The 19346-nt window shown below is 67.8% G+C and carries 18 protein-coding genes; 8 read left to right on the top strand and 10 right to left on the bottom strand.

Features of this window, described 5'->3' with window-relative positions; translation table 11 throughout:
- Positions 1-58 precede the first annotated feature (58 nt).
- Positions 59-2260 (bottom strand): family 1 glycosylhydrolase, encoded by a 2202-nt coding sequence (locus QZ670_RS08610; RefSeq protein WP_294253897.1) that lies wholly within the window; start codon positions 2258-2260, stop codon positions 59-61.
- Between the two features lie 155 nt (positions 2261-2415).
- Between QZ670_RS08610 and QZ670_RS08605 the strand changes: the two genes are divergently transcribed.
- Positions 2416-3612, top strand: coding sequence for a cellulase family glycosylhydrolase (locus tag QZ670_RS08605; RefSeq protein ID WP_294253896.1), 1197 nt, complete (start codon positions 2416-2418; stop codon positions 3610-3612).
- A 161-nt stretch (positions 3613-3773) separates the two neighbouring features.
- On the opposite strand, the gene glf is transcribed toward QZ670_RS08605, so the two are convergent.
- Both glf and QZ670_RS08595 read right to left on the bottom strand, forming a co-directional pair.
- A complete protein-coding gene (glf, locus tag QZ670_RS08600) occupies positions 3774-6080 on the bottom strand; it encodes a UDP-galactopyranose mutase (protein ID WP_294253895.1) in 2307 nt (768 codons plus the stop codon).
- Positions 6081-6241: 161 nt separating this feature from the next.
- Entirely contained in the window at positions 6242-6940 is a 699-nt protein-coding gene (locus QZ670_RS08595) for a pirin family protein (protein ID WP_294253894.1), read from the bottom strand.
- 119 nt (positions 6941-7059) lie between these two features.
- Here QZ670_RS08595 and QZ670_RS08590 point away from each other — a divergent pair, with 119 nt between their 5' ends.
- The gene (locus tag QZ670_RS08590) at positions 7060-7989 is read left to right on the top strand and encodes a LysR family transcriptional regulator (protein ID WP_294253893.1); all 930 of its coding nucleotides are present in this window, start codon (positions 7060-7062) and stop codon (positions 7987-7989) included.
- A gap of 626 nt (positions 7990-8615) precedes the next feature.
- Here QZ670_RS08590 and QZ670_RS08585 read toward each other — a convergent pair.
- Complete coding sequence (locus QZ670_RS08585) at positions 8616-9344, bottom strand: ABC transporter permease (protein ID WP_294253892.1); 729 nt, start codon at positions 9342-9344, stop codon at positions 8616-8618.
- 12 nt (positions 9345-9356) lie between these two features.
- Entirely contained in the window at positions 9357-10241 is an 885-nt protein-coding gene (locus QZ670_RS08580) for an ABC transporter ATP-binding protein (protein WP_294253891.1), read from the bottom strand.
- Positions 10242-10331: 90 nt separating this feature from the next.
- Between QZ670_RS08580 and QZ670_RS08575 the strand changes: the two genes are divergently transcribed.
- Together QZ670_RS08575 and QZ670_RS08570 are read left to right on the top strand one after the other, a co-directional pair.
- Positions 10332-10790 (top strand): DUF2975 domain-containing protein, encoded by a 459-nt coding sequence (locus QZ670_RS08575; RefSeq protein WP_294253890.1) that lies wholly within the window; start codon positions 10332-10334, stop codon positions 10788-10790.
- On the top strand, positions 10790-11020 hold the full coding sequence (locus QZ670_RS08570; RefSeq protein ID WP_294253889.1) for a helix-turn-helix transcriptional regulator: 231 nt from the start codon (positions 10790-10792) through the stop codon (positions 11018-11020). Before QZ670_RS08575 ends, QZ670_RS08570 begins: the two co-directional genes overlap by 1 nt.
- Positions 11021-11238: 218 nt before the next feature.
- Here the strand turns inward: QZ670_RS08570 and QZ670_RS08565 are convergent, their stop codons facing one another.
- From QZ670_RS08565 to QZ670_RS08550, 4 genes are all read right to left on the bottom strand, one after another.
- A complete protein-coding gene (locus tag QZ670_RS08565) occupies positions 11239-12045 on the bottom strand; it encodes a transporter (RefSeq protein ID WP_294253888.1) in 807 nt (268 codons plus the stop codon).
- 67 nt (positions 12046-12112) lie between these two features.
- Positions 12113-12595, bottom strand: coding sequence for an OsmC family protein (locus tag QZ670_RS08560; RefSeq protein ID WP_294253887.1), 483 nt, complete (start codon positions 12593-12595; stop codon positions 12113-12115).
- Complete coding sequence (locus QZ670_RS08555) at positions 12592-12987, bottom strand: OsmC family protein (RefSeq protein WP_294253886.1); 396 nt, start codon at positions 12985-12987, stop codon at positions 12592-12594. The genes QZ670_RS08560 and QZ670_RS08555 overlap by 4 nt, the downstream gene beginning before the upstream one ends.
- An 11-nt stretch (positions 12988-12998) precedes the next feature.
- Complete coding sequence (locus QZ670_RS08550) at positions 12999-13313, bottom strand: hypothetical protein (RefSeq protein WP_294253885.1); 315 nt, start codon at positions 13311-13313, stop codon at positions 12999-13001.
- A 216-nt stretch (positions 13314-13529) separates the two neighbouring features.
- Here QZ670_RS08550 and QZ670_RS08545 point away from each other — a divergent pair, with 216 nt between their 5' ends.
- From QZ670_RS08545 to QZ670_RS08535, 3 genes are all read left to right on the top strand, one after another.
- Positions 13530-13949, top strand: coding sequence for a DoxX family protein (locus QZ670_RS08545; RefSeq protein ID WP_294253884.1), 420 nt, complete (start codon positions 13530-13532; stop codon positions 13947-13949).
- Between the two features lie 123 nt (positions 13950-14072).
- Positions 14073-14381 carry a UBP-type zinc finger domain-containing protein gene (locus QZ670_RS08540; RefSeq protein WP_294253883.1) on the top strand — a complete coding sequence of 103 codons (309 nt, stop codon included), beginning with the start codon at positions 14073-14075 and terminating at the stop codon, positions 14379-14381.
- A 69-nt stretch (positions 14382-14450) separates the two neighbouring features.
- The gene (locus QZ670_RS08535) at positions 14451-15725 is read left to right on the top strand and encodes an MFS transporter (RefSeq protein WP_294253882.1); all 1275 of its coding nucleotides are present in this window, start codon (positions 14451-14453) and stop codon (positions 15723-15725) included.
- Between the two features lie 141 nt (positions 15726-15866).
- Here the strand turns inward: QZ670_RS08535 and QZ670_RS08530 are convergent, their stop codons facing one another.
- A complete protein-coding gene (locus tag QZ670_RS08530; RefSeq protein WP_294254101.1) occupies positions 15867-18071 on the bottom strand; it encodes a glycoside hydrolase family 3 N-terminal domain-containing protein in 2205 nt (734 codons plus the stop codon).
- A 238-nt stretch (positions 18072-18309) separates the two neighbouring features.
- On the opposite strand from QZ670_RS08530, the gene QZ670_RS08525 reads away from it, so the two are divergent.
- Positions 18310-19344 (top strand): LacI family DNA-binding transcriptional regulator, encoded by a 1035-nt coding sequence (locus QZ670_RS08525; RefSeq protein ID WP_294253881.1) that lies wholly within the window; start codon positions 18310-18312, stop codon positions 19342-19344.
- Positions 19345-19346: the final 2 nt, after the last annotated feature.

Raw genomic sequence — 19346 nt, 5'->3', positions numbered from 1 at the left:
GACTACATCGGCGCTCCGGCTGCCCAGCGCAAGAGGGGCATTGCCGGAGGCGCCGGCCTCACGCCGTTTGCATCGCCTCGACCTCCTGCCCGGCTCTATCGATGCGTTCCAGCACCTCGGGCGTGGTGGCGAAGGCCTGCAGCGCAGCCTCGAGCGACGGCACGCGCTGACTGGCGAGCGGCACATGGCAGGGGCGTGCCGCCTTCCAGCCAAGCGCGGCGCCGGGGACCGGATCGACCAGTCGGGCCGGCAGCCCGCAGGCCTCTGCTACCGACGTAGCGAAGTCCGACCAGCTTACCGCCCCCTGGTTGGCAAGATGCAGGATGCCGCTCGTTCCATCGATCAGTTCGTCGAGCACCGCGTTGCACAGATCGGGTACATAGGCGGGGGAAACGACTTGATCCTTCGCGGCGGCAAACCGTCGCCCCGCCGCCAGCGCCTCGATTGCCTGTACCGCGAAGTTGTGCTGGTCCCAGGGCGAGAAGAACGCCGCCGTCCGCACGATCAGGTGGCGGCCGAACAGCTCGCCGATCGCCGCCTCCATCGCCGCCTTGCTGCGCCCATAGGCGCCGAGCGGCGCGCAAGGATCAGCTTCGATGTAGGGCCGATCCGATGCACCGTCGAACACAAGGTCGCTGGAGAAGCTGACGGTCGCGATGTCGCGCTCGGACGCCGCGATCGCGAGTTCGGTCGCGCCCAGGCAATTGGCGGCGAAGCACGCCGCCTCGTCCTCCTCGGCATCGTCGACGCGCACCCAGCCCGCCGCGTTGATCACCGCCCAGGGCTCATGCGTGTCGAGCGCCGCGGCGATCGAGGCAGCGTCGCCAAGGTCCAGCATCGTGCGATCGGTGAGCACATAGGCGAGCCCGCGCACGTCGCAGGTGCGGGCGAGTGCCCGCCCCAGCGTGCCGCTCGCGCCGGCGATCAGCAAGGGGCGGCGGGAGCCGACGTCCCTCCCGGAGCGCGCGCAAGGCTCGGGATGCGGCCGAAGATGATGCGTCACGCGCAGGTCCCGCTGCCACCACCCCTCCCCGTCGAGCGCGGGGTGATCGTGCCGTTCGCCTCGGGCCAACGCCTGTAGCAGCGGCGCCATCGCCGTCGGCCGAGGTTCGCCGCCGCGGACGTCAAACACGCCGGGCTCGTAGATGCCGGGCGAGGTGAGCAGCGTGTTCCACCCCGAGGCGCCGAACAGCGACCAGGCAGTCACCGCCTGCACCTCGACACCTGCTGCCCGCGCCGCCTCGGCATCTTCCCAGGCGTCCCGCATCCAGCGCATCTGCTCCTCGCGGGTGCAGCCGTTATGGACCTCGGTGATCGCGATCGGGATACGGTAACGGGCCCACGCCTCGGCCAGTGCATTGGCGAGCCCGTTCGGCGCCGGATCGAGCACCCGCACCGCTTCGGTATCGACATAGGCGATGCTGCCGTTTCCGCCGCGCATCGCCGGCGGATAGACCGAGACATACTCGTCGAGGAACCGGTCGCTCGTGAGATAGTGATTGATGCCGATCACGTCGGGCGGACAGGCGGTCTCGGCGAGCGCCTCCAACTTCGCCGCGAGGCCGAAACCGGCCAGCCGCTCCCACAAGGCATGACCGGGCACAACGCGGCCGCACAGCAGGTCCCACCCCATCCAGCGCCGGGCATTGTCATAGGCGACCTGCGCCTGGGTAGCGCGCGTGCCATAGGTCTTGCCGAGATCGTCGGTCTGGATCAGCCGCGCATCCGGCCGCACGGCGCGCACCGCCGCCATGGCGCAGGCCACGCCCTCGACCTGATGCACCAGCGCGCGCCAGAAGCTGCCCTCGTCGCGGGCGTGCGGATACCAATGGCCGTAGACCGCGGCGAAGCGCGCGGTGGTCAGCGGCTCGTTGACCGGGGTCCAGTCTTCGATCCAGGGATAGCGCTCGGCCACCCGCGCGGCATAGTCGCCAAGCTTCCTGCCGAAATCGGGGTCGAGCAGATGGGTACGCCGGGGACCACTGCCGTGGTGGACCAGCCCGGCGATCGGCCGCACGCCCAGGTCGCGCAGCCGCGCCAGCCGGCTGTCACTCCAGGTCCAGTCGCAAGCGGCAGGATCGTCGGGGCAGACCCGCTCCCACAGCACGGGGAAGCGCAGCGCCTTGACGCCCAGCGCGGCGATCCGATCCAGATCCTTCAGCCGCGCGTGATGGCCGGTCTCGATCGCCTGATCGCGGAATCGATCGCCGACGCGATTGACGGTACACTCGGCACCGCCCCAGAGTTCGAGTGGTGTCATGCATGCCCTCATTGGCTGGTCCGGCGGCGAAACGCAGCCTGCAAGCAACCTAGGTTAGGCGACCGGCTCGGCTCATCGCGAAAGCACGCCGCCATCCTCCGAAGAAGCGCGTAGCGGGTACATCCGCAATTCACTTCTCCGCCTATAAAAACAACATGGTTAGCAACGGTTATGGGCAGAACCCGGCGATGCCGGCGGCGGAGTGTGAAGCGATGGTCGAGCGTTGGACGGAAGCAGAAGCGAAGGCGTGGTTCGCGCAGCAGCCCTGGGTGATGGGCTGCAATTTCACACCCTCGAACGCGATCAACCAGCTCGAGATGTGGCAGGCAGCGACCTTCGACATCGAAGCGATTCGTGCCGAGCTGGCGCTGGCGGCCGATGTCGGCATGAACGCCGTGCGCGTTTACCTGCATGATCTGCTCTGGGCGGAAGATCCGGACGGCTTTCTCGATCGCATCGACACGCTGCTGGCGGTGGCGGACGGTTACGGCATCCGGGTGATGCTGGTGCTGTTCGATTCCTGCTGGCACCCCGATCCCGCGCTCGGCCCCCAGCCGGCGCCGACCCCCGGTGTGCATAATTCCGGCTGGGTGCAGTCGCCGGGCATCCCGGCGCTGCGCGATCCGGCCCAGCGGCCGCGGCTCGAGGCCTATATCAAGGGCGTGGTCGGCCGTTTCCGCACCGATCGCCGCGTGCTCGCCTGGGACATCTGGAACGAGCCGGACAACGGGCCTGAGGTCTCGCTCTGCGACGCCGACGAGCTCGGCGCCAAGGCCGATCTCGTCCTGCCGGTGCTGGTCGACGCCTTTGACTGGGCGCGGAGCATGCGCCCGGTGCAGCCGCTGACCAGCGGCATCTGGCTTGGCGACTGGTCCTCGCCCGAGCTGCTCACACCGCTCCAGCAGGCGCAGACCGGGCTGTCCGACGTGATCTCCTTCCACAATTACGGCACCGCCGAGGATTTCGCCCAGCGGATCGACTGGCTGAGCGTGTTCAACCGGCCGCTCTGGTGCACCGAATTCATGGCGCGCCCGGCGGGCAGCACCTTCGAGGCGATCCTGCCGGTCGCCAAGGCCCGCCATGTCGGCGCGTTCTGCTGGGGCCTGGTGCGCGGCAAGACGCAGACCCACCTGCCCTGGGCGGCCTGGGAAAACCCGAATCTCGCGGGGCTCAAGGACAAGTGGTTCCATGACATCTTTGACGTCGGCGGCGTCCCCTATGACGATACCGAGGTCGAGTTCCTCCGTCTGTTGCGCACGCTTGACGACAAGGCGCCGCACTGGCCGATCATTGGGGTGGAGGCGGGGAAAGACCGCCCCAGCGCGTCCGACGGCTCGGCCAAGGCGGCGTAGCACCTTCTCCTCTCCCACCTTCAATCCCCCCTCCCGCCTGCGGGAGGGGTTGGGGGAGGGGGCGACGTGGAGGTTCTTTCTGAAGCGGCATCGCTTGCTACCCTCACTCACCCTCCCCTAACCCCTCCCGCAAGCGGGAGGGGGACAAGAAGCAGCAGCCCTCACTCCGCCAGCGCCGCGGCCTTGAGCGGCGGGGTCTCGCGTTCTTCGGCGATGTGGCGGCGGTAGGTGGCGAGCGCCTGCCCGACGACCTGGTCCATGTTGTAATAGCGATAGGTCGCCAGCCGGCCGACGAACAGCACGCCCTTGGTCGCCTCGGCAAGCGCCTCGTACTGCTTGAACAGCGCCTGGTTCTCCGGCCGCGGGATTGGGTAGTACGGGTCCCCCTCCGCGCTCGGATACTCATAGGTCAGGCTGGTGTTCGGTGCCTGCTGACCGGTCAGGTGCTTGTACTCGGTCACTCGCGTGTACGGCACCTTCTCGTCCGGATAGTTCACCACGGCCACCGGCTGCGCCCATTCGCGGTCCTCATGGACATGCTCGAAACGCAGCGAGCGGTAGGGCAGCTTGCCGAAGCGGAAGTCGAAATATTCGTCGATCGGCCCGGTATAGACGACCTGGTCGAAGCTGAACCGCCGCTTCGCCTCCTCGAAGGTGACGCCCAGTTCGAGGTCGATGTTCGGATGGTCGAGCATGCGCGCGAACATCGCGGTGAAGCCGTCGCGCGGCATCGCCTGGAAGCGATCGGTGAAATAGCGGTCGTCAGTGTTGGTCCGCGTCGGCACGCGCGCGGTGACGCTCTTGTCGAGATCCGACGGATCGATCCCCCATTGCTTGCGGGTGTAGCCCTGGAAGAAGGTCTCGTAGAGCTCGCGGCCCACCGCCGAAATCACCACGTCCTCCGAGCTGCGGATCACCGTGACCGGCTCGGCGCGCGCGGCGAGGAAATCGGCGGCCTCCTCTTCCGTCTCCAGCGACAGGCCGAACAGCGCGTTGAGCGTCGTCCGGTTGATCGGGATCGGCACCAACTGCCCGCGCACCTCGGCGAGCACGCGGTGCTCGTATGGCCGCCATTCGGTGAAGCGCGACAGATAGTCGAAGATATCCGCGCTGTTGGTGTGGAAGATATGCGGGCCGTACTGGTGGATCAGGATGCCCGCCTCGTCCTTGTGATCGAAGGCATTGCCGGCGATGTGCGGGCGCTTGTCGATCACCAGCACGCGCTTGCCGGCATCGGCCGCCAGCCGCTCGGCCATCACCGAACCGGCGAAGCCCGCGCCCACCACCAGATAGTCGTAATGCTCGCTGCGCACCGGCTTGAGCAGCGGCTGGTTGGGCTCGGCGACCTGCAGGATCAGGCCAAGCATCCGCGCGGCGACCTGGTCCCAGCTCTGCTCGGCGAGCAGCGTGTCTGCCTCGATCCGCCAGGCATCGCCGGTGCCGCGCAGCGCGAGCGCCTGGTCACATGCATCGACGAACGCCGCCGCGCCGTCCGCGACGAAAACACCCGCCACGTCGCCATAATGGCGGATCACATCGATGATCGGGGTGGAGACCACCGGCAGGCCGGCGGCGAGGTATTCGGGCGTCTTGGTCGGGCTGATGAAGCGCGTCGCCTCGTTGATCGCGAACGGCATCAGCGCGACGTCCCACCCGCCGGCATAGAGCGGCAGCTCGGCGTAACTCTTCGAGCCCAGCCAGGCGATGTTGGCGCGCTGCGGCAGCTCGGCGGGATCGATCTTGACCACCGGGCCGACCATCACGATCGTCCAGTCGGGCCGGGCATCGGCGAGCGCCGCGATCAGCTCCAGGTCCATCCGCTCGTCGATGACGCCGTAGAAGCCGAAGCGCGGACGCGGCAGCCCGGCCTGATCGGCGACATCCTGCACCAGCCCGCGACCCTGCGCGAAGTGCGCGCTATCGACGCTCGACGGGAACGGGTGGACCGACGCATGGCTCTCGCGCTTCGCCTCGTACAGGCTGTAGCCGCCGGTGAAGACCAGGTCCGCAAGCCCGAACAGCTCCTGCTCGAGCGGCATCAGCTCGGGGGGCGCGAAGCGGAAATTCTTCAGCTCGTCCATGCAATCATAGACGGTGCAGGCGGCCACCAGATGCCTCGAGAAGGGCAGCATCATCGGCGTGTAATACCAGCGGATCAGCTGTTCGCCGACGCCCGCGACATGATCGTCGAGCAGCGCGCGCAGCGCCGCCGTCCGCGCATCGCCGCCCATGCTGCCGGGCAGATGGGGCACCGCCACCGTGACCCCCGCTCCCTCGTCGCGCAGCTCCAGCCACGGCGTCGGGCTGTCGTCGTCGATCGGCTCTTCCCAGAACAGCACGTCCATGTTGCGCGCGAAGCGGGTCATGAGGTGCTGGGGTCGCTGAAAGACGAAGTTCCAGCGGAGATGCGAAAAGCAGATCAGCGCGAAGTTGCTGCTCGGTCGGGTGCTTGCGGCATGGTTGGTCAAGGACGGTTTCCCTGTTGCGGTCAACAGAGAGAACCCGCCCAAGCTTGTTGCCGTTCCAAGATGGCGGCAACAATTCTTTTTAAATCAGCATGATGCAAGTTAATGCAATTTGATTCCGCAGCAGCATTGCGGGTGGCACCGAAGTACCACCCGCCTTGTGCTCAGGCCGCGTCGACCATCACGATCTCGCTGTCTTCGATCGCGGTGATCTTGACCAGCTCGACATCCTTGATCGCGGCGCCGTCGCGCGCGTTCACCCGCGTGCCGTCGATCTCCACCGCACCGGTGGCGGGCACCAGATAGGCGCGGCGATCGCTGCCGAGCTTGTATTCCGCCGTCTCGCCGGCGCGCAGGGTCGCACCGACGACGCGGGCATCGGTGCGGATCGGCAGCGCGTCACCGTCCCCTTCGAAGCCGCTCGCCAGCACCACGAACTGGCCGGCGCGGTCGGTCTTCGGGAAAGGCCGCGTGCCCCAGCTCGGCTTCTCGCCGCCGCGGGTCGGCTGGATCCAGATCTGGAAGATGCGGGTGGTCTCGTCCTCGCGATTATATTCGGAGTGCGCGATGCCCGTGCCTGCCGACATCACCTGCACGTCGCCGGCGACGGTCCGCCCGTGATTGCCCAGATTGTCCTGGTGGGTGATCGCGCCGTCGCGGACATAGGTGATGATCTCCATGTCGCGGTGCGGATGCGGCGGGAAGCCGGTCTGCGGTGCGATCGTGTCGTCGTTCCACACGCGCAGATTGCCCCAGCTGGTGCGGGCCGGGTCATAATAGTTGGCGAAGGAGAAATGGTGCTTGGCGTCGAGCCAGCCATGGTTGGCACCGCCGAGGCTGGAGAAGGGGCGAAGTTCGATCATCTTGGGTCTCCCTTGAAGGTGCGCCGGGCCGCGGCGCGCTTTCGATGACCGGGATATAGGCGGGCTCGACTTCTCCAATCAGTGGGATAAGTTGGAGCGAAACGTTCCAGGAAATCGAAATGTCAAACCCGGGCACCCCCACTTTCGACCAGCTCCGCATCTTCCTCGCGGTGGTGGACAGCGGCAGCTTCGCGGGCGCCGGACGCCAGCTCAACCGGGCGGTGTCGGTGATCAGCTACGGCATCGCCAATCTCGAGGCGCAGCTCGGCGTGCTGCTGTTCGACCGCGAGGGCACCAAGAAGCCCCGCCTTACCACCGCCGGCGAAGCGGTGCTGGCCGAGGCGCGCACGGTGGCGCAGGGCATCGACGGACTGCGCGCCAAGGTGAAGGGCCTGCTCGACGGGCTGGAGGCGGAGGTGAACCTCGCCGTCGACGTGATGCTGCCTACCCGGCGCCTGGGCGAAGTGCTGCGCGCCTTCCGCGCCGAATTTCCGACCGTGACGCTGCGGCTGCACGTCGAGGCGCTGGGCGCGATCACCAGCCTGGTACTGGAGGGCAAGGCGGTGCTCGGCATTTCCGGCCCGCTGGCGCAGGGGGTGAACGGCATCGAGTGCGAGGCGGCGGGATCGGTAGCGATGGTGCCGGTGGCGGCGCCCGACCACCCGCTCGGCCGGATGGACCCGATCCCGCCCGGCGCGGGGCGCGACCATGTCCAGCTCGTGCTTTCCGACCGCTCGCCGCTCACCGCCGGCCGCGACTTCGCGGTGATGAGCCCGCGCACCTGGCGGCTCGCCGACCTCGGCGCCAAGCACGCGCTGCTCCGCGAAGGCATCGGCTGGGGCAACATGCCGCTGCCGCTGATCGAACCGGACCTGGTCGCCGGCACGCTGGTGCGGCTGGCGATGCCGGAGAGCCCCGGCGGCATGTACCGCTTCGGCGCGATCTGGCGACGGGATGTGCCGCCCGGACCAGCGGCGTCGTGGCTGCGGGCGCGGTTCGTCGACGCGGGGCGCGAGGATGCGGATCTGGAGGGGCTTGGCGAGGCGTAGGACGGGGCTGCATCGCGTACCCGCAACGAGTGCGGAACCGTCGCGCCGATTGGTTGCTGCCGACCGAAGTTTAGGAAGTTTAGGCGCACGCGCGTTTCGGCAGTTGTCTCCGCAGGGCAACTTGGGAACGCAAAGTTCAGGAAGTTTAGGCTCGCGCAGAATCGCGCGGGCCCCCAGGCGTCTCCTGCGTCAGCGCGCGAGGCGTATCGCGTCACGCGCGAAAGGACGTGATGCAACGAGATCAAAGAGCGACCCTCCAAAGGGGCCTTAGGAACATATGGGGAACAGCGTCACGGACGCAAGGAGAACGATGCTTTATATGATCGACGGTCTCCGCCAGCGACCGAAACTGGTGGATTGCCGCCTGGACGCTGTCGGGTGACGGAAGGCGATAGCTGCTGTTGATCCCAGCCGTTTGAGACGGCGGCTCGCGACGAGAGCAAGTCGTTCCGATGTGGCAGCAAGAATGTCCGCCTGCGTCAGAATCGGTCATTCGCTCGGATGAAGTAGACGGATGGATGTTAGCTCAATTTCGGCCACTCAGTGCCACCGCCTCACTGCCGGACGCGAAAGTAGGTCATGAATGTCGAGCAGCGCGACATCTCCCTTCAGGGAGGCAAGACGGCTTAAGCCTCCCGCCGGCCCAAATGCGCCAGCATCGCTCCGAGTACGGCGAGCCCTCCGATACCGCCTAGCAGCAGCCCCGTCTGCCGGACCTCGGGCCTGGTCGCTAGCACGTCCGTCGCCAGCAACCACGGAAACCACGCAGCCTTGGCCGCGCCGATCGTGCTGATCGCCACGAACGTCCCGCCGATCCCGAACACTAACGGCACCACAAAGCTGCGATAGGCGAGCGCCACCCAGAGCTGGAGCATCGCCACCAGCGCCGAGCACACCGTCATCAGCGCCAAAATTTGGGCAAGCTGTGCCGTGTCCACCGCGCCGATCACCCCCACCGGATGCAATGCGGTCAGCAGCGCCGCCCCAACCAGCATGAATGCCCAAAGCAGCGCCGACATCATCGCAATCAGGCCGAGCATCACGATTGCCTTGGCGAGGAACAGGTTTGGCCGTGCGCCCGGCAAGGTAAGGAGATGGTTCCAATTACGCGAACCATGCTCCATTTGCGCCAGCAGCACGCTGAGCGCCGTCACCGCCAGCGGCAGCATCACGAACGACCAGATGCCGGGGCCGCCGACGACAAAATTGTCGAGCGGCACCGGGGTTTTCCGGTCGAATGCAACGACCGTTCCCAGCACGGCGACGCACGCCGGCGCGGCGACGCAAAGCATCAACGCAAGGCTGCGACGCAGCTTGAGGATTTCGGCAAACAGATAGCGGTGTAGCATGATCATGATGCAAAGCTCTCAGGCTGCCAGAGCGATTTGGCGGTGATAGACGCCCTCGAGCGAAGGACGATGACGGGTAAGGTGCGACAATCTCTGCCCCTCCCGCATCAGCATCGCCGCGATTTCGGCCGGGTTGGCAGCTGCAACGAGCAGCTTGTCGCTCGCCTCCGTCACCGCGAACCCGGCATCGATCAGGATCATCGCCGCCCGCACCCGATCGTCCGTATCAACCTCGACCGACGGGACGCCGCCGAGCAGTGCTTCGAGCGACGACTCCAGTAACAGCCGCCCCTGGTGCAGCAGTCCGACATGCGTCGCCACCTGCTCGACTTCGCTTAGCAGGTGGCTCGACACGATCAGCGTCACGTCGCCAGTCTCGGCAAGCCTTCGTAGCAGCACACGCATATCGCGGATGCCGTCGGGATCCAGCCCGTTTGTCGGCTCGTCGAGAATCAGCAGGCGCGGTTCGCCGAGCAATGCCCGCGCAATGCCCAGCCGCTGGCGCATGCCGAGCGAATAGCCGCCGACACGCTGATCGGCGGCATGCGCCAGATCGACAATCGCCAGCACCCGGTCAATCTCGCGCTTCGCCAGCCCCAATAGGATTCGGGTGATATCGAGGTTTTCCCGCCCGGTCAGGTGATCGTACGAGGAAGGAGCCTCGATCAGCGACCCGATCCGCCCGCGCTCGCGCGCCGCATCCTGCCCGAACAGCCGGATGCGCCCTGCATCGGCGCGCAAAAGCCCGAGAACAAGCTTGAGCGTCGTTGTCTTGCCCGCGCCGTTGGCCCCGAGAAAGCCATAGATCGCGCCCCGCGGGACGTTCAGCGAAACGCCGTCCACCGCCGGCGCAGCCTTGCCAAAGGCCTTGGTAAGGCCGTGGGTTTCGAGGGCAGCGATCATTGCCGAACCACTCCAATTTAACTTAGGATTAAATTTGCATAGTGGTGAAATTTAAGTCAAGATTAAATTATCGAACTCTCTGGAGCTGCTATGCCGATCGAAACCTTCCGCGGCCGCGCCCGCCTGCTGATGTGGCTGGTGACGGTCCCCTTCGTGCTAGTCCTTGCCGTCGTTGCGACGCTTGTTCTCGCGCCGATATGGACGGGGCGCCTTTCGGGGCCGATGCTGATCTTCCATCTGCCGATGTGCATTTACGTTTGGGCGATGTGGATGGTGCGTCAGGCGCTAAAGTCGATCGCATCCGGCGCTGAATTCGGCCAGGTGGTGCCGCGGCTATTGCTGTGGATTGGCTCGGCATTGTTCGCAGGGGGGCTGGCCAGCGTATTCGGCGTAACCTTGCTGACCCGGTTGCTCTACGGCAGCGGCGCCTTTGCGTATTTCGACGGTGCGGCGATCACCCTCGGCGTGGTCGGCGCCACTCTCGTCCTGCTCTCGCACCTCCTCGCCCAAGCCTCGGCGATGCGCGAAGAGCTGGACGCGTTCTTCTGATGCCGGTCAAGGTCACGTTGGACGCCGCTCTCGCCAAGCGCGGCATGACGGGCAAGCAGCTCGCCGAGAAAATGGGGCTCAGCGAAACCCAATTATCTCTGTTTCGCTCGGGTAAGGTCCGAGGCATCCGCTTCGCCACGCTGGCTAAGATGTGCGCGGTGCTTCAATGTAAGCCGGCGGAATTGCTCGATTACGACGCCGATGCCTCGGACCTTGCTGTGGAAGACTGAGACGCGTGCGGAGCCGTTCAACAACGAGTATTTCCACTTGCTGTCGGCAAAACACCCGTCATCGAAGAGGCGCGCCATTAACGGCGCTATGTACCAAATTCCGCCGTTCCAACCTTCGCCGTCGGAGATGAACCAACGGCAGGTCTCGGGTTGTTCGAATGCGGCGCTCAACGATCGGAATTGTGCGAAAACGGCCCTCCACCCGCCTGGGTGGATAGCTAGAACAGCACCGCCCCGCCCGCCACCAGCCGCAGGTCCGGCGAGTTGCGGTTCAGCCCCGCCACCGCCAGCAGGTCGAACTGCAGCACCTTGGTCGGCCGCCACGCCGTCGACAGCGCCGCGAGCGCATGGGTCTCGTGCCCCTCGGGATCATTGTCGCGCTCCAGCGAGAATTCCGCGGTCGTGGTCACCTTCTCGCTGAGCTTGTAGCGCAGGCTGGTGATGCCGCTGTAGGCGAAGTGCCGCCCCTGCCCGCTTTCGTTGGCGGCGGCATCGGCCTCGCCGGTGAAGGCGACGGCGAGCTTCTCGGTCAGATCATATTGCACCGGCACGATCGCGCCGGCGGACCAGGTGCCGTCGCCGATCGGCGACTTGCCGGTCGGCGCGGTGACGAAGCCCTCCACGCCCGCGGAGAAGGGCTTGCCCTTCTCGCCCGCGAGATGCTGGCGGATCGCGAAGCGGAGGTCGCCGGTGCCGGTCACCCGGTCGATCGCGCCGCTCGCCTTGTCGCGGGTGCGGTCGTGGCCATAGCCGGTCCAGCCGAGCTGCACCTCCGTCTTGGAGCCCACGCCCGCGCGCACCAGCAGATCCGCCGTGACGATCCGGTCCTCGCGCTGGTCGGCGGTGTCGTCGCGCTCCCAGTCGACGAACGAGGCCTCGACATGGACGCGGCCCGGCTCGGTGGTGCAGCTCGATCCGCCGATGCTCGGGCGGGTCGGGCAAAAGCGCGGGTCATCCTCGGCGAAGGCGTTGCCTGCCGCGAGCAGTGCCGCCCCCAGCCCGAAGATGCGTGCCGTTCGTACCATGTCGTCCCCCCGAATGCTTGTGGAGGGCCCAACGATGGCGTGTCGGAAATGTTTCGATACAGATGCCTCAGGCGTCGCGGATCGCATGCTCCAGATCGGCGGCATGGGCGGCGGCCGGTTCGGTGGGCGCGGCGGCGTCGGCGAGTTCGGTCTCGACGCGGGCGCCGCCGGTGAGCGTGCGGTGCACCGGGCAGCGATCGGCGATCTCGAGCAACCGGGCGCGCTGGGTGTCGTCGAGGTCGCCCTCGATTTCGATCCGGCGGGTGAACAGGTCCGCCGGCTGGACGCCGGCCTGGCGCTGGTGCCCGGCGAGCGTGCGGATGCCGGTGACCGGCCAGCCCTTCTGCAGCGCATAGACGCGCAACGTCATCGTCGTGCAGGCGGCGAGCGCCGAGGCGAGCATCTGATAGGGCGTCGGTCCCGATCCCATGCCGCCGACCGGCACCGGCTCGTCGAGCATCAGCGCCACGCCCGCGACCTGCACCGCCACCTGGAACTTGCCCGCGCCGGTATCGCGCGCGATCGCGTCCAGGGCCACTTCGCTGCTCATGCCGTCTGCTCCGCCAATTTGGTTTCGATCGCGACACCCTGCTTGAGCGTCAGCGTCACCGGGGTGCGCTCGGCGATCTCGGCGAGCCGTGCCTTGCCGGCTTCATCGGGACCCGCGATCGTCAGGGTGCGCTTGATGTGGCGCTCCTCGGGCTTGCCGAGGATCCGCAGGTCGACGTCCAGCGCCTCGATCCGCCAGCCCTTGCGGTCGGCATACATGCGCAGCGTCATCGCGGTGCACGCGCCAAGCGCGGCGAGCAGCAGCTCATAGGGCGCGGGGCCGGCATCGGTGCCGCCATTGCTCGGCGGCTCGTCGGCGAGGATGGCGTGGCTGCCGGCCTGGATCTGCGTCTCCATGGCCTCGGGGCCGATATGGGCGGTGACGTGGAGCATGGTCGTGTTCCTCAGATCGCGAGCAGCGCGATCGCTTCGATCTGCGCGGGGTTGAAGCCATGGTCGGCGAGCACCGGCACCAAATGCGTGGCGGGCTGGCGCTGGCGGCGCGTGGTGCAGACGAACTGGCGGATCGCCTCCAGCCGCGGATCGGCGAGCGGCGTCGGGCGGCGGGCACCGAACAGCGTGTCCGCGACGCGGCCGAGAAGCGAGGGCTTTTCGGTTGCCGGCAAAGCGCTGCAGCCACAGGCCGCCGCGTCCTGGAAGGCCACCGAGACGGCGGCCCATTCGGTCTGGCTGAGTTCGGGTGCTGCGGTACGATCCATCGAAACCTCCTGTGTTGAGCCGTTTCTAGCCGGGCGCCACGCTTCCGATCAGCCGGATAGTTTCGACGCGTTCGTTCGAGGGAGTTGAAAAGCCGCTTTTCGATATAGTCGAACGTATGGGACGACTTTATTCCAGTTCCCAGGCCAACTCGTCGGGACCATCTTCCGGTCACCAGGCGAGGCAGATCGGTCCCCGCCCTCTTTCGGAGACACATCATGGCTACCGCACCCTATTCGCACACTGCCACCCCTACCAACGTTCAGTCGGCCCTGCCGCTGGTCGGCCGCATCGGCATCGCCGCGATCTTTCTGCTCAGCGGCCTGTCGAAGCTTGCCGCGCCGGGCGCCACGATCGGCTATATCGCATCGTCGGGCCTGCCCCTGCCGCAGCTGGGCTTCGCCATCGCATTGCTCGTCGAGCTGGGCGGCAGCATCGCGCTGATCCTCGGCTATCGCACCCGCATCGTCGCTGCGATCCTGGCCGCCTTCTCGGTGGCGACCGCGCTCGCCTTCCATTCGGCGCTGGGGGACCAGAACCAGTTCATCCACTTCTTCAAGAACATCGCGATGGCCGGCGGCCTGCTCCAGGTCGTCGCGTTCGGTGCCGGCGGCTGGAGCCTCGACGCCCGCCGCTGAGGCGATCTGAACATTCATGAAAAGGGGTCGCACCGGCGGTGCGGCCCCTTTTCGCGTCCACATCCACACGTACAGGCGATCTGCCGCGCCGGCTCGGCTAGGAAGCGGCCCGAGGAGATCGCCATGCCCCGCTGCACCCACATGAATTCGCAGACCGTTCGGGAGGTCACCCCTAGCGCCAGGGGGTGCGAGGAATGCCTCAAGACCGGCAGCTGGTGGGTGCATCTGCGGCTGTGTCGCGAGTGCGGCCATGTCGGCTGCTGCGACCAGTCGCCCAACGCCCATGCCACCGCACATTTCCGCGAGACCGGCCACCCGATCATGGAAGGCTATGATCCGCCCGAAGGCTGGGGCTGGTGCTATGCCGACGGCATCGAGGTCGACCTGCCCGACCAGACCCCGCAGCTGGGCCCGATCCCGCGCTTCTTCTGAACGCCGTCCCGTGGACAGGCGCGGGCCGGGCGCTAAGACGGTGAAGATGATCGCGCGTCCGCCGATTCGATGACCCCGCCCGCCCCGGCCTCGCGCCGCGCGCTGCTGCTGTTCGGCGCGGGCGATTTCGCGTTCAATCTCTATTGGCAGGCGGTCAATCTCTACCTGCTGTTCTTCTATATCGACACGCTCCGGCTGGCTCCGGCGCTGGCCGGAACGCTGTTCCTGGTCGGGGCGGCCTGGGACGGCGCGGCGGACTTCGTCGCGGGCGTGGTCGCCGAGCGGATGCGGCGGCCCTATCGCTGGCTGATCGGCTGGGGTGCGGTGCCGCTGGGCCTCGCCTTCGTCGCGATGTTTGCGGTGCCGGTGGGCGGCTGGGGCGCGGCGCTGGCAGCACAGCTCGGCTTCCGCACGCTCTATGCCTTCACCAATATCCCCTATTCGGCCTGGACCACGCGGCTGGCGGGCACCAGCGCCGAGCGCTCGCTGGTCGCGGGGCTGCGGATGATCTTCGGCGCGATCGCCGCGACGCTGGTGGCGGGAACGCTGCCGGGGCTGGTGCGCGCGCTCGGCGGCTATGCGGCGGCGAGCGCACTGCTCGCGGCGCTCGGCGTGCCGCTGCTGCTGGCAATCGCGTGGATGGTACCCGAGCGGCGGCCCTCGGCCGAGGCCGCCACCCGCCCGGCGATCGGCCCGGCGCTGGTGCTGCTCGCCCGCAACCGCGCCTTTGTCGCGCTCAATCTCGCCGCGGCAGCGGGTGCGGCGGCGGCGGCGCTGACGACGCAATCGGTGCTCTATTTCTTCCGCTACGTGCTCGCCGACGATCCCGCCGGGCCGCGGGCGCTGGCGGCGATGGCGTTCGCGAGCCTCGTCGCGACTCCGCTCTGGACGATCGCCGCGCGCCGGGCCGGGGCGCGGGCGGCCTGGCTGGCGGCGTGCGGGCTGGCGCTCGCGTTGCCGGTCGGATTCGTGCTGCTCCCCGTGCCCGGCGTCGGCGCGGCGACGCTGTTCCTGCTGGGCATGCAGGTCGCCTTCGCAGGCTTTGGGCTCGCCGCCTGGACCTTGCTGCCCGACAGCGTCGACTGGGGTGCGGCGCGCAGCGGCGTGCGGGTCGAGGCGATCGCCTTCGGCACCTTCGCGCTTGCCCAGAAGGCGGCGCTCGCCGCGGCGGGCTTCGCGATCGGCGCGATCTACCAGGCGAGCGGCTTCGTCGCCGGGGCGCCGCAGGGGGCGAGCAGCCTGGCGGCGATCCGCTGGCTGATGCTCGCAGGACCGGCGGTGCTGCTGCTCGCAGCGCTCGCGGCGGTGCTGGCCCTGCCGCTCAGGCGAGATACCCTCGCCTAGCGTATCCTCCCCCGCCAGGGGGAGGTGTCAGGCGGAGCCTGACGGAGGGGGAGGATGCCAGAACCTCTCGGCCGTCGTGCACCCTCCCCCTCCGTCGCCTTCGGCGCCACCTCCCCCTGGCGGGGGAGGATTACGGGTGGGTCAAACCAGCTCGAAGCTGCCCGACACGCCTTCCGCCTCGGCAGACGGAGCGATCCACAGCTGGAACTTGCCCGGCTCCACCGTCGGCTTGAGTGCCTGGCCGATGAACAGCAGGTCGGCGCGGGTGAGCGTGAACTGCACCGTCTTGCGCTCGCCGGGCTTGAGCGCGACGCGGCGGAACGCCTTCAATTCGCGCACCGGCCGGGTGACGCTCGCCGTCACGTCGCGGATGTAGAGCTGCACCACTTCCTCCGCCGCGCGCGCGCCGCTGTTGGCGATGGTCGCCGACACGACGAGCTTGCCGTCCGCCGTCAGCCTGCCGCCGCCGAGATCGAGGTCGCCGTACGCGATTTCGCCATAGGTCAGCCCGTGCCCGAACGGGAACAGCGCCTGGTTCGGGAATTCGCGATAATGCGTCTTGTATTCCTGCAGCGGACCCGCCGGATTGGGGCGGCCCGTGGCCTTGTGGTCATAATGATAGGGCTCCTGCCCTGTAGCCTGCGGGAAGGAAACCGGCAGCCGCGCCGAGGGGCTCACCGCGCCGAACAATATGTCGGCAATGGCGGGCCCGTCCTGCGAACCGAGGAACCAGGTGACGAGGATCGCCGGCGCCTTGAGCACCGCACCTTCCAGCGCCAGCGCGCGACCGTTGCGGAGCAGCACGACGACCGGCTTGCCGGTCGCCGCCACCGCCTCGGCCAGCGCCACCTGCGCTGGCGGCACGACGATTGCCGAACGCGACTGCGCCTCGCCCGACATGCGGGCGTGCTCGCCGATCGCCAGCACCACCACATCGGCGGCACGCGCCGCCGCCACCGCCGCCTCGATGCCGCCCGGGATCGGGCCGTCGAGCCCGGCGCCCTGGGTGACGCTCACCAGCGCCGGATCCTGGACCAGCGCCTTTACGCCGGTCGCGAGGTCGACCGCCTCGGCATCGGTGCCGTAGACGTTCCACGGACCGATCTGGTCGTGCAGGCCGCTGGCGAACGGCCCGATCAGCGCGATCTTCTTGCCCGCGCGCGGCAGCGGCAGCAGATTGCCCTCGTTCTTCAGCATCACGATGGAGCGCGACCCCGCCTCGCGGGCGAGCGCCAGATTGGCGCGGGTGCGCACGCGCGCCTTTTCCCGCGCGGGATCGATGCGGCGGAAGGGATCGTCGAACAGGCCGAGCTGCACCTTGAGCGCCAATACCCGCCGCACCGCCTCGTCGAGCCGCGCCATCGGCACTTCGCCCTTGGCGACCAGGTCCGGCAGGTGCTTGATATAGAAGCCGCTCTGCATGCTCATGTCGACGCCGGCCAGGAAGGCGAGCTTGGTCGCCTCGCGTGCGTCGGCGGCGAAGCCGTGCGCGATCAGCTCCTCGTCGGCGGTATAGTCGGAGACGACGACGCCGTCGAAGCCCCATTCGCGGCGCAACACCCCCGTCAGCAGCCATTCGTTGGCGGTGGCCGGGATGCCCGAAAGTTCGTTGAACGACGCCATCACCGTCGGCGCACCCGCCGCGAGCGCCGCCTGGAAGGGCGGGAAATAGATTTCGCGCAGCGTCCGCTCGGAAATGTCGACCGTGTTGTAGTCGAGCCCGGCCTCCACCGCGCCATAGGCCGCGAAATGCTTGGCGCAGGCGGCAACCGCGTCTGCCGCCTCAAGCCCCTTGGCGCCCTGGAAGCCGCGCACCCGCGCAGCCGCCATCAGCTTGCCGAGCAGCACGTCCTCGCCCGCGCCCTCGACGCTGCGCCCCCAGCGCGCGTCGCGAGTGATGTCGACCATCGGCGCGAAGGTCCAGTCGATACCCGAGGCCGCCGCCTCCACCGCCGCGACTCGCGCGGTGCGCTCGGCTAGATCGGGGTCGAAGCTCGCTGCCTCGCCCATCGGTACCGGGAAGACGGTGCGGAGGCCGTGGATCACGTCGGCGGCGAACAGCAGCGGGATCTTGAGCCGCGACTCGCGCATCGCGACGGTCTGCATCCGCTTGGCCATCGCGGCGCCGTTGCCGTTGAACACGCCGGTCAGCCGACCTGCGCGCACCTCGCCCAGCTGCCCGTCGAAGTTCGACGACGCACCCGCAGGATTGAGCGTCACCGCCGCCCCGCCCGACCAGGCGGCCGCCATCAGGGTGAGCTGCCCGGCCTTCTCCTCGACGGTCATTTTCGCGAGCAGCGACTCGACGGCCGCGGGCAGTTTCTTCGCTCCCGCCTGGAGCAGCATCGCGCGCGCCGGGCTCGCCGCCCAGGCTGCCGCCGCGCTAGCCCCGATCAATACCGCACGCCTGGAAATCTGGCCGTCCTTCACGCGTTTCCTCCCACAGCGTGGCCCTACATCGGCCACCGCATCAACAATCTTGCAACCCGCTATTGCTTCATGTAACCGGTTACATCAAGAGCTTGACGCCACCACCGGCAAACAAGCCGTCGCAACCCAGACCCAGGAGGGGACGAAGACCGCCATGCCGAACGCCACGATCCGCGATGTCGCGCGTGAAGCGTCGGTGTCCGTCGCGTCGGTATCGCGTGCGCTCAACGGCGCGACCAACATTCGCCCCGAACTGCGCGATCACATCCGCGATGTCGCCAATCGACTCGGCTATGTGCCACATGCCGGCGCGCGCAACCTCAGCCTCGCCCGCTCCTCGACGATCGGCGTCGTCGTTCCCGATCTGCACGGCGAATTCTTCTCCGAATTGCTGCGCGGCATGGACCGCCAAGCCTCCGAACTCGGCCTCCACCTGCTGCTGATGGTGATGCACGGCGAGGCCGATCGCGGCGTCACCGCGCTGCACGCGATGCGCGGCCGGGTCGACGGGCTGGTGGTGATGGCGCCGCAGATCACCTCGGACGAGCTGTTCCAGCACCTGCCCCGCACCATGCCCTCGGTGCTGGTCAACTGCGCGCCGCATGAGGGCGTCCGCGCCGAACTGCGCGTCGACAACGTTGCCGGAGCCGTAGCCGTAATCGAGCACCTCGCCGCGGGCGGCTGCCACCGGATCGTCCATATCGCCGGCCCCGAGGCCAATATCGACGCGCAGGAGCGTCTGCGCGGCACGCGCGAGGCCTGCGCCCGACTGGGCGTGGATCTGCGCGTCGTGCAGGGCGACTTCAACGAGGATAGCGGCACGGCGGCGATCGCCACGCTCCAGGCTGAGCGCGCCGACTATGACGCGGTGTTCGCCGCCAACGACATGATGGCGGTGGGCGCACTGATGGCGCTCAAGCGCGCGGGCGTCGCGGTGCCCGAGCAAGTCGCCGTCGCCGGGTTCGACAACATCCCGCTCACCCGCCTGATTTCGCCGGCGCTGACCACCGCCAGCATCGACATTGCCGAATTCGGCGCGCGCGCCGTGTTGCGCCTCGCCGGACTGATCGATGGCGCCCCGGACGACACGCTCGAATGGCGTGCGCCGATCGTCATCGCGCGGGAATCGACCCGCCAAAACCCGAAAACAACAACAGAAAACCCGATCCGCCGGGGAGATAGAGAGTAACC

Origin of the sequence: uncultured Sphingomonas sp., from assembly GCF_913774285.1 — a bacterium.
GTDB lineage: Bacteria > Pseudomonadota > Alphaproteobacteria > Sphingomonadales > Sphingomonadaceae > Sphingomonas.
Note: the sequence above shows the minus strand (reverse complement) of the source record. Positions and strands in the feature narration are given on the sequence as shown.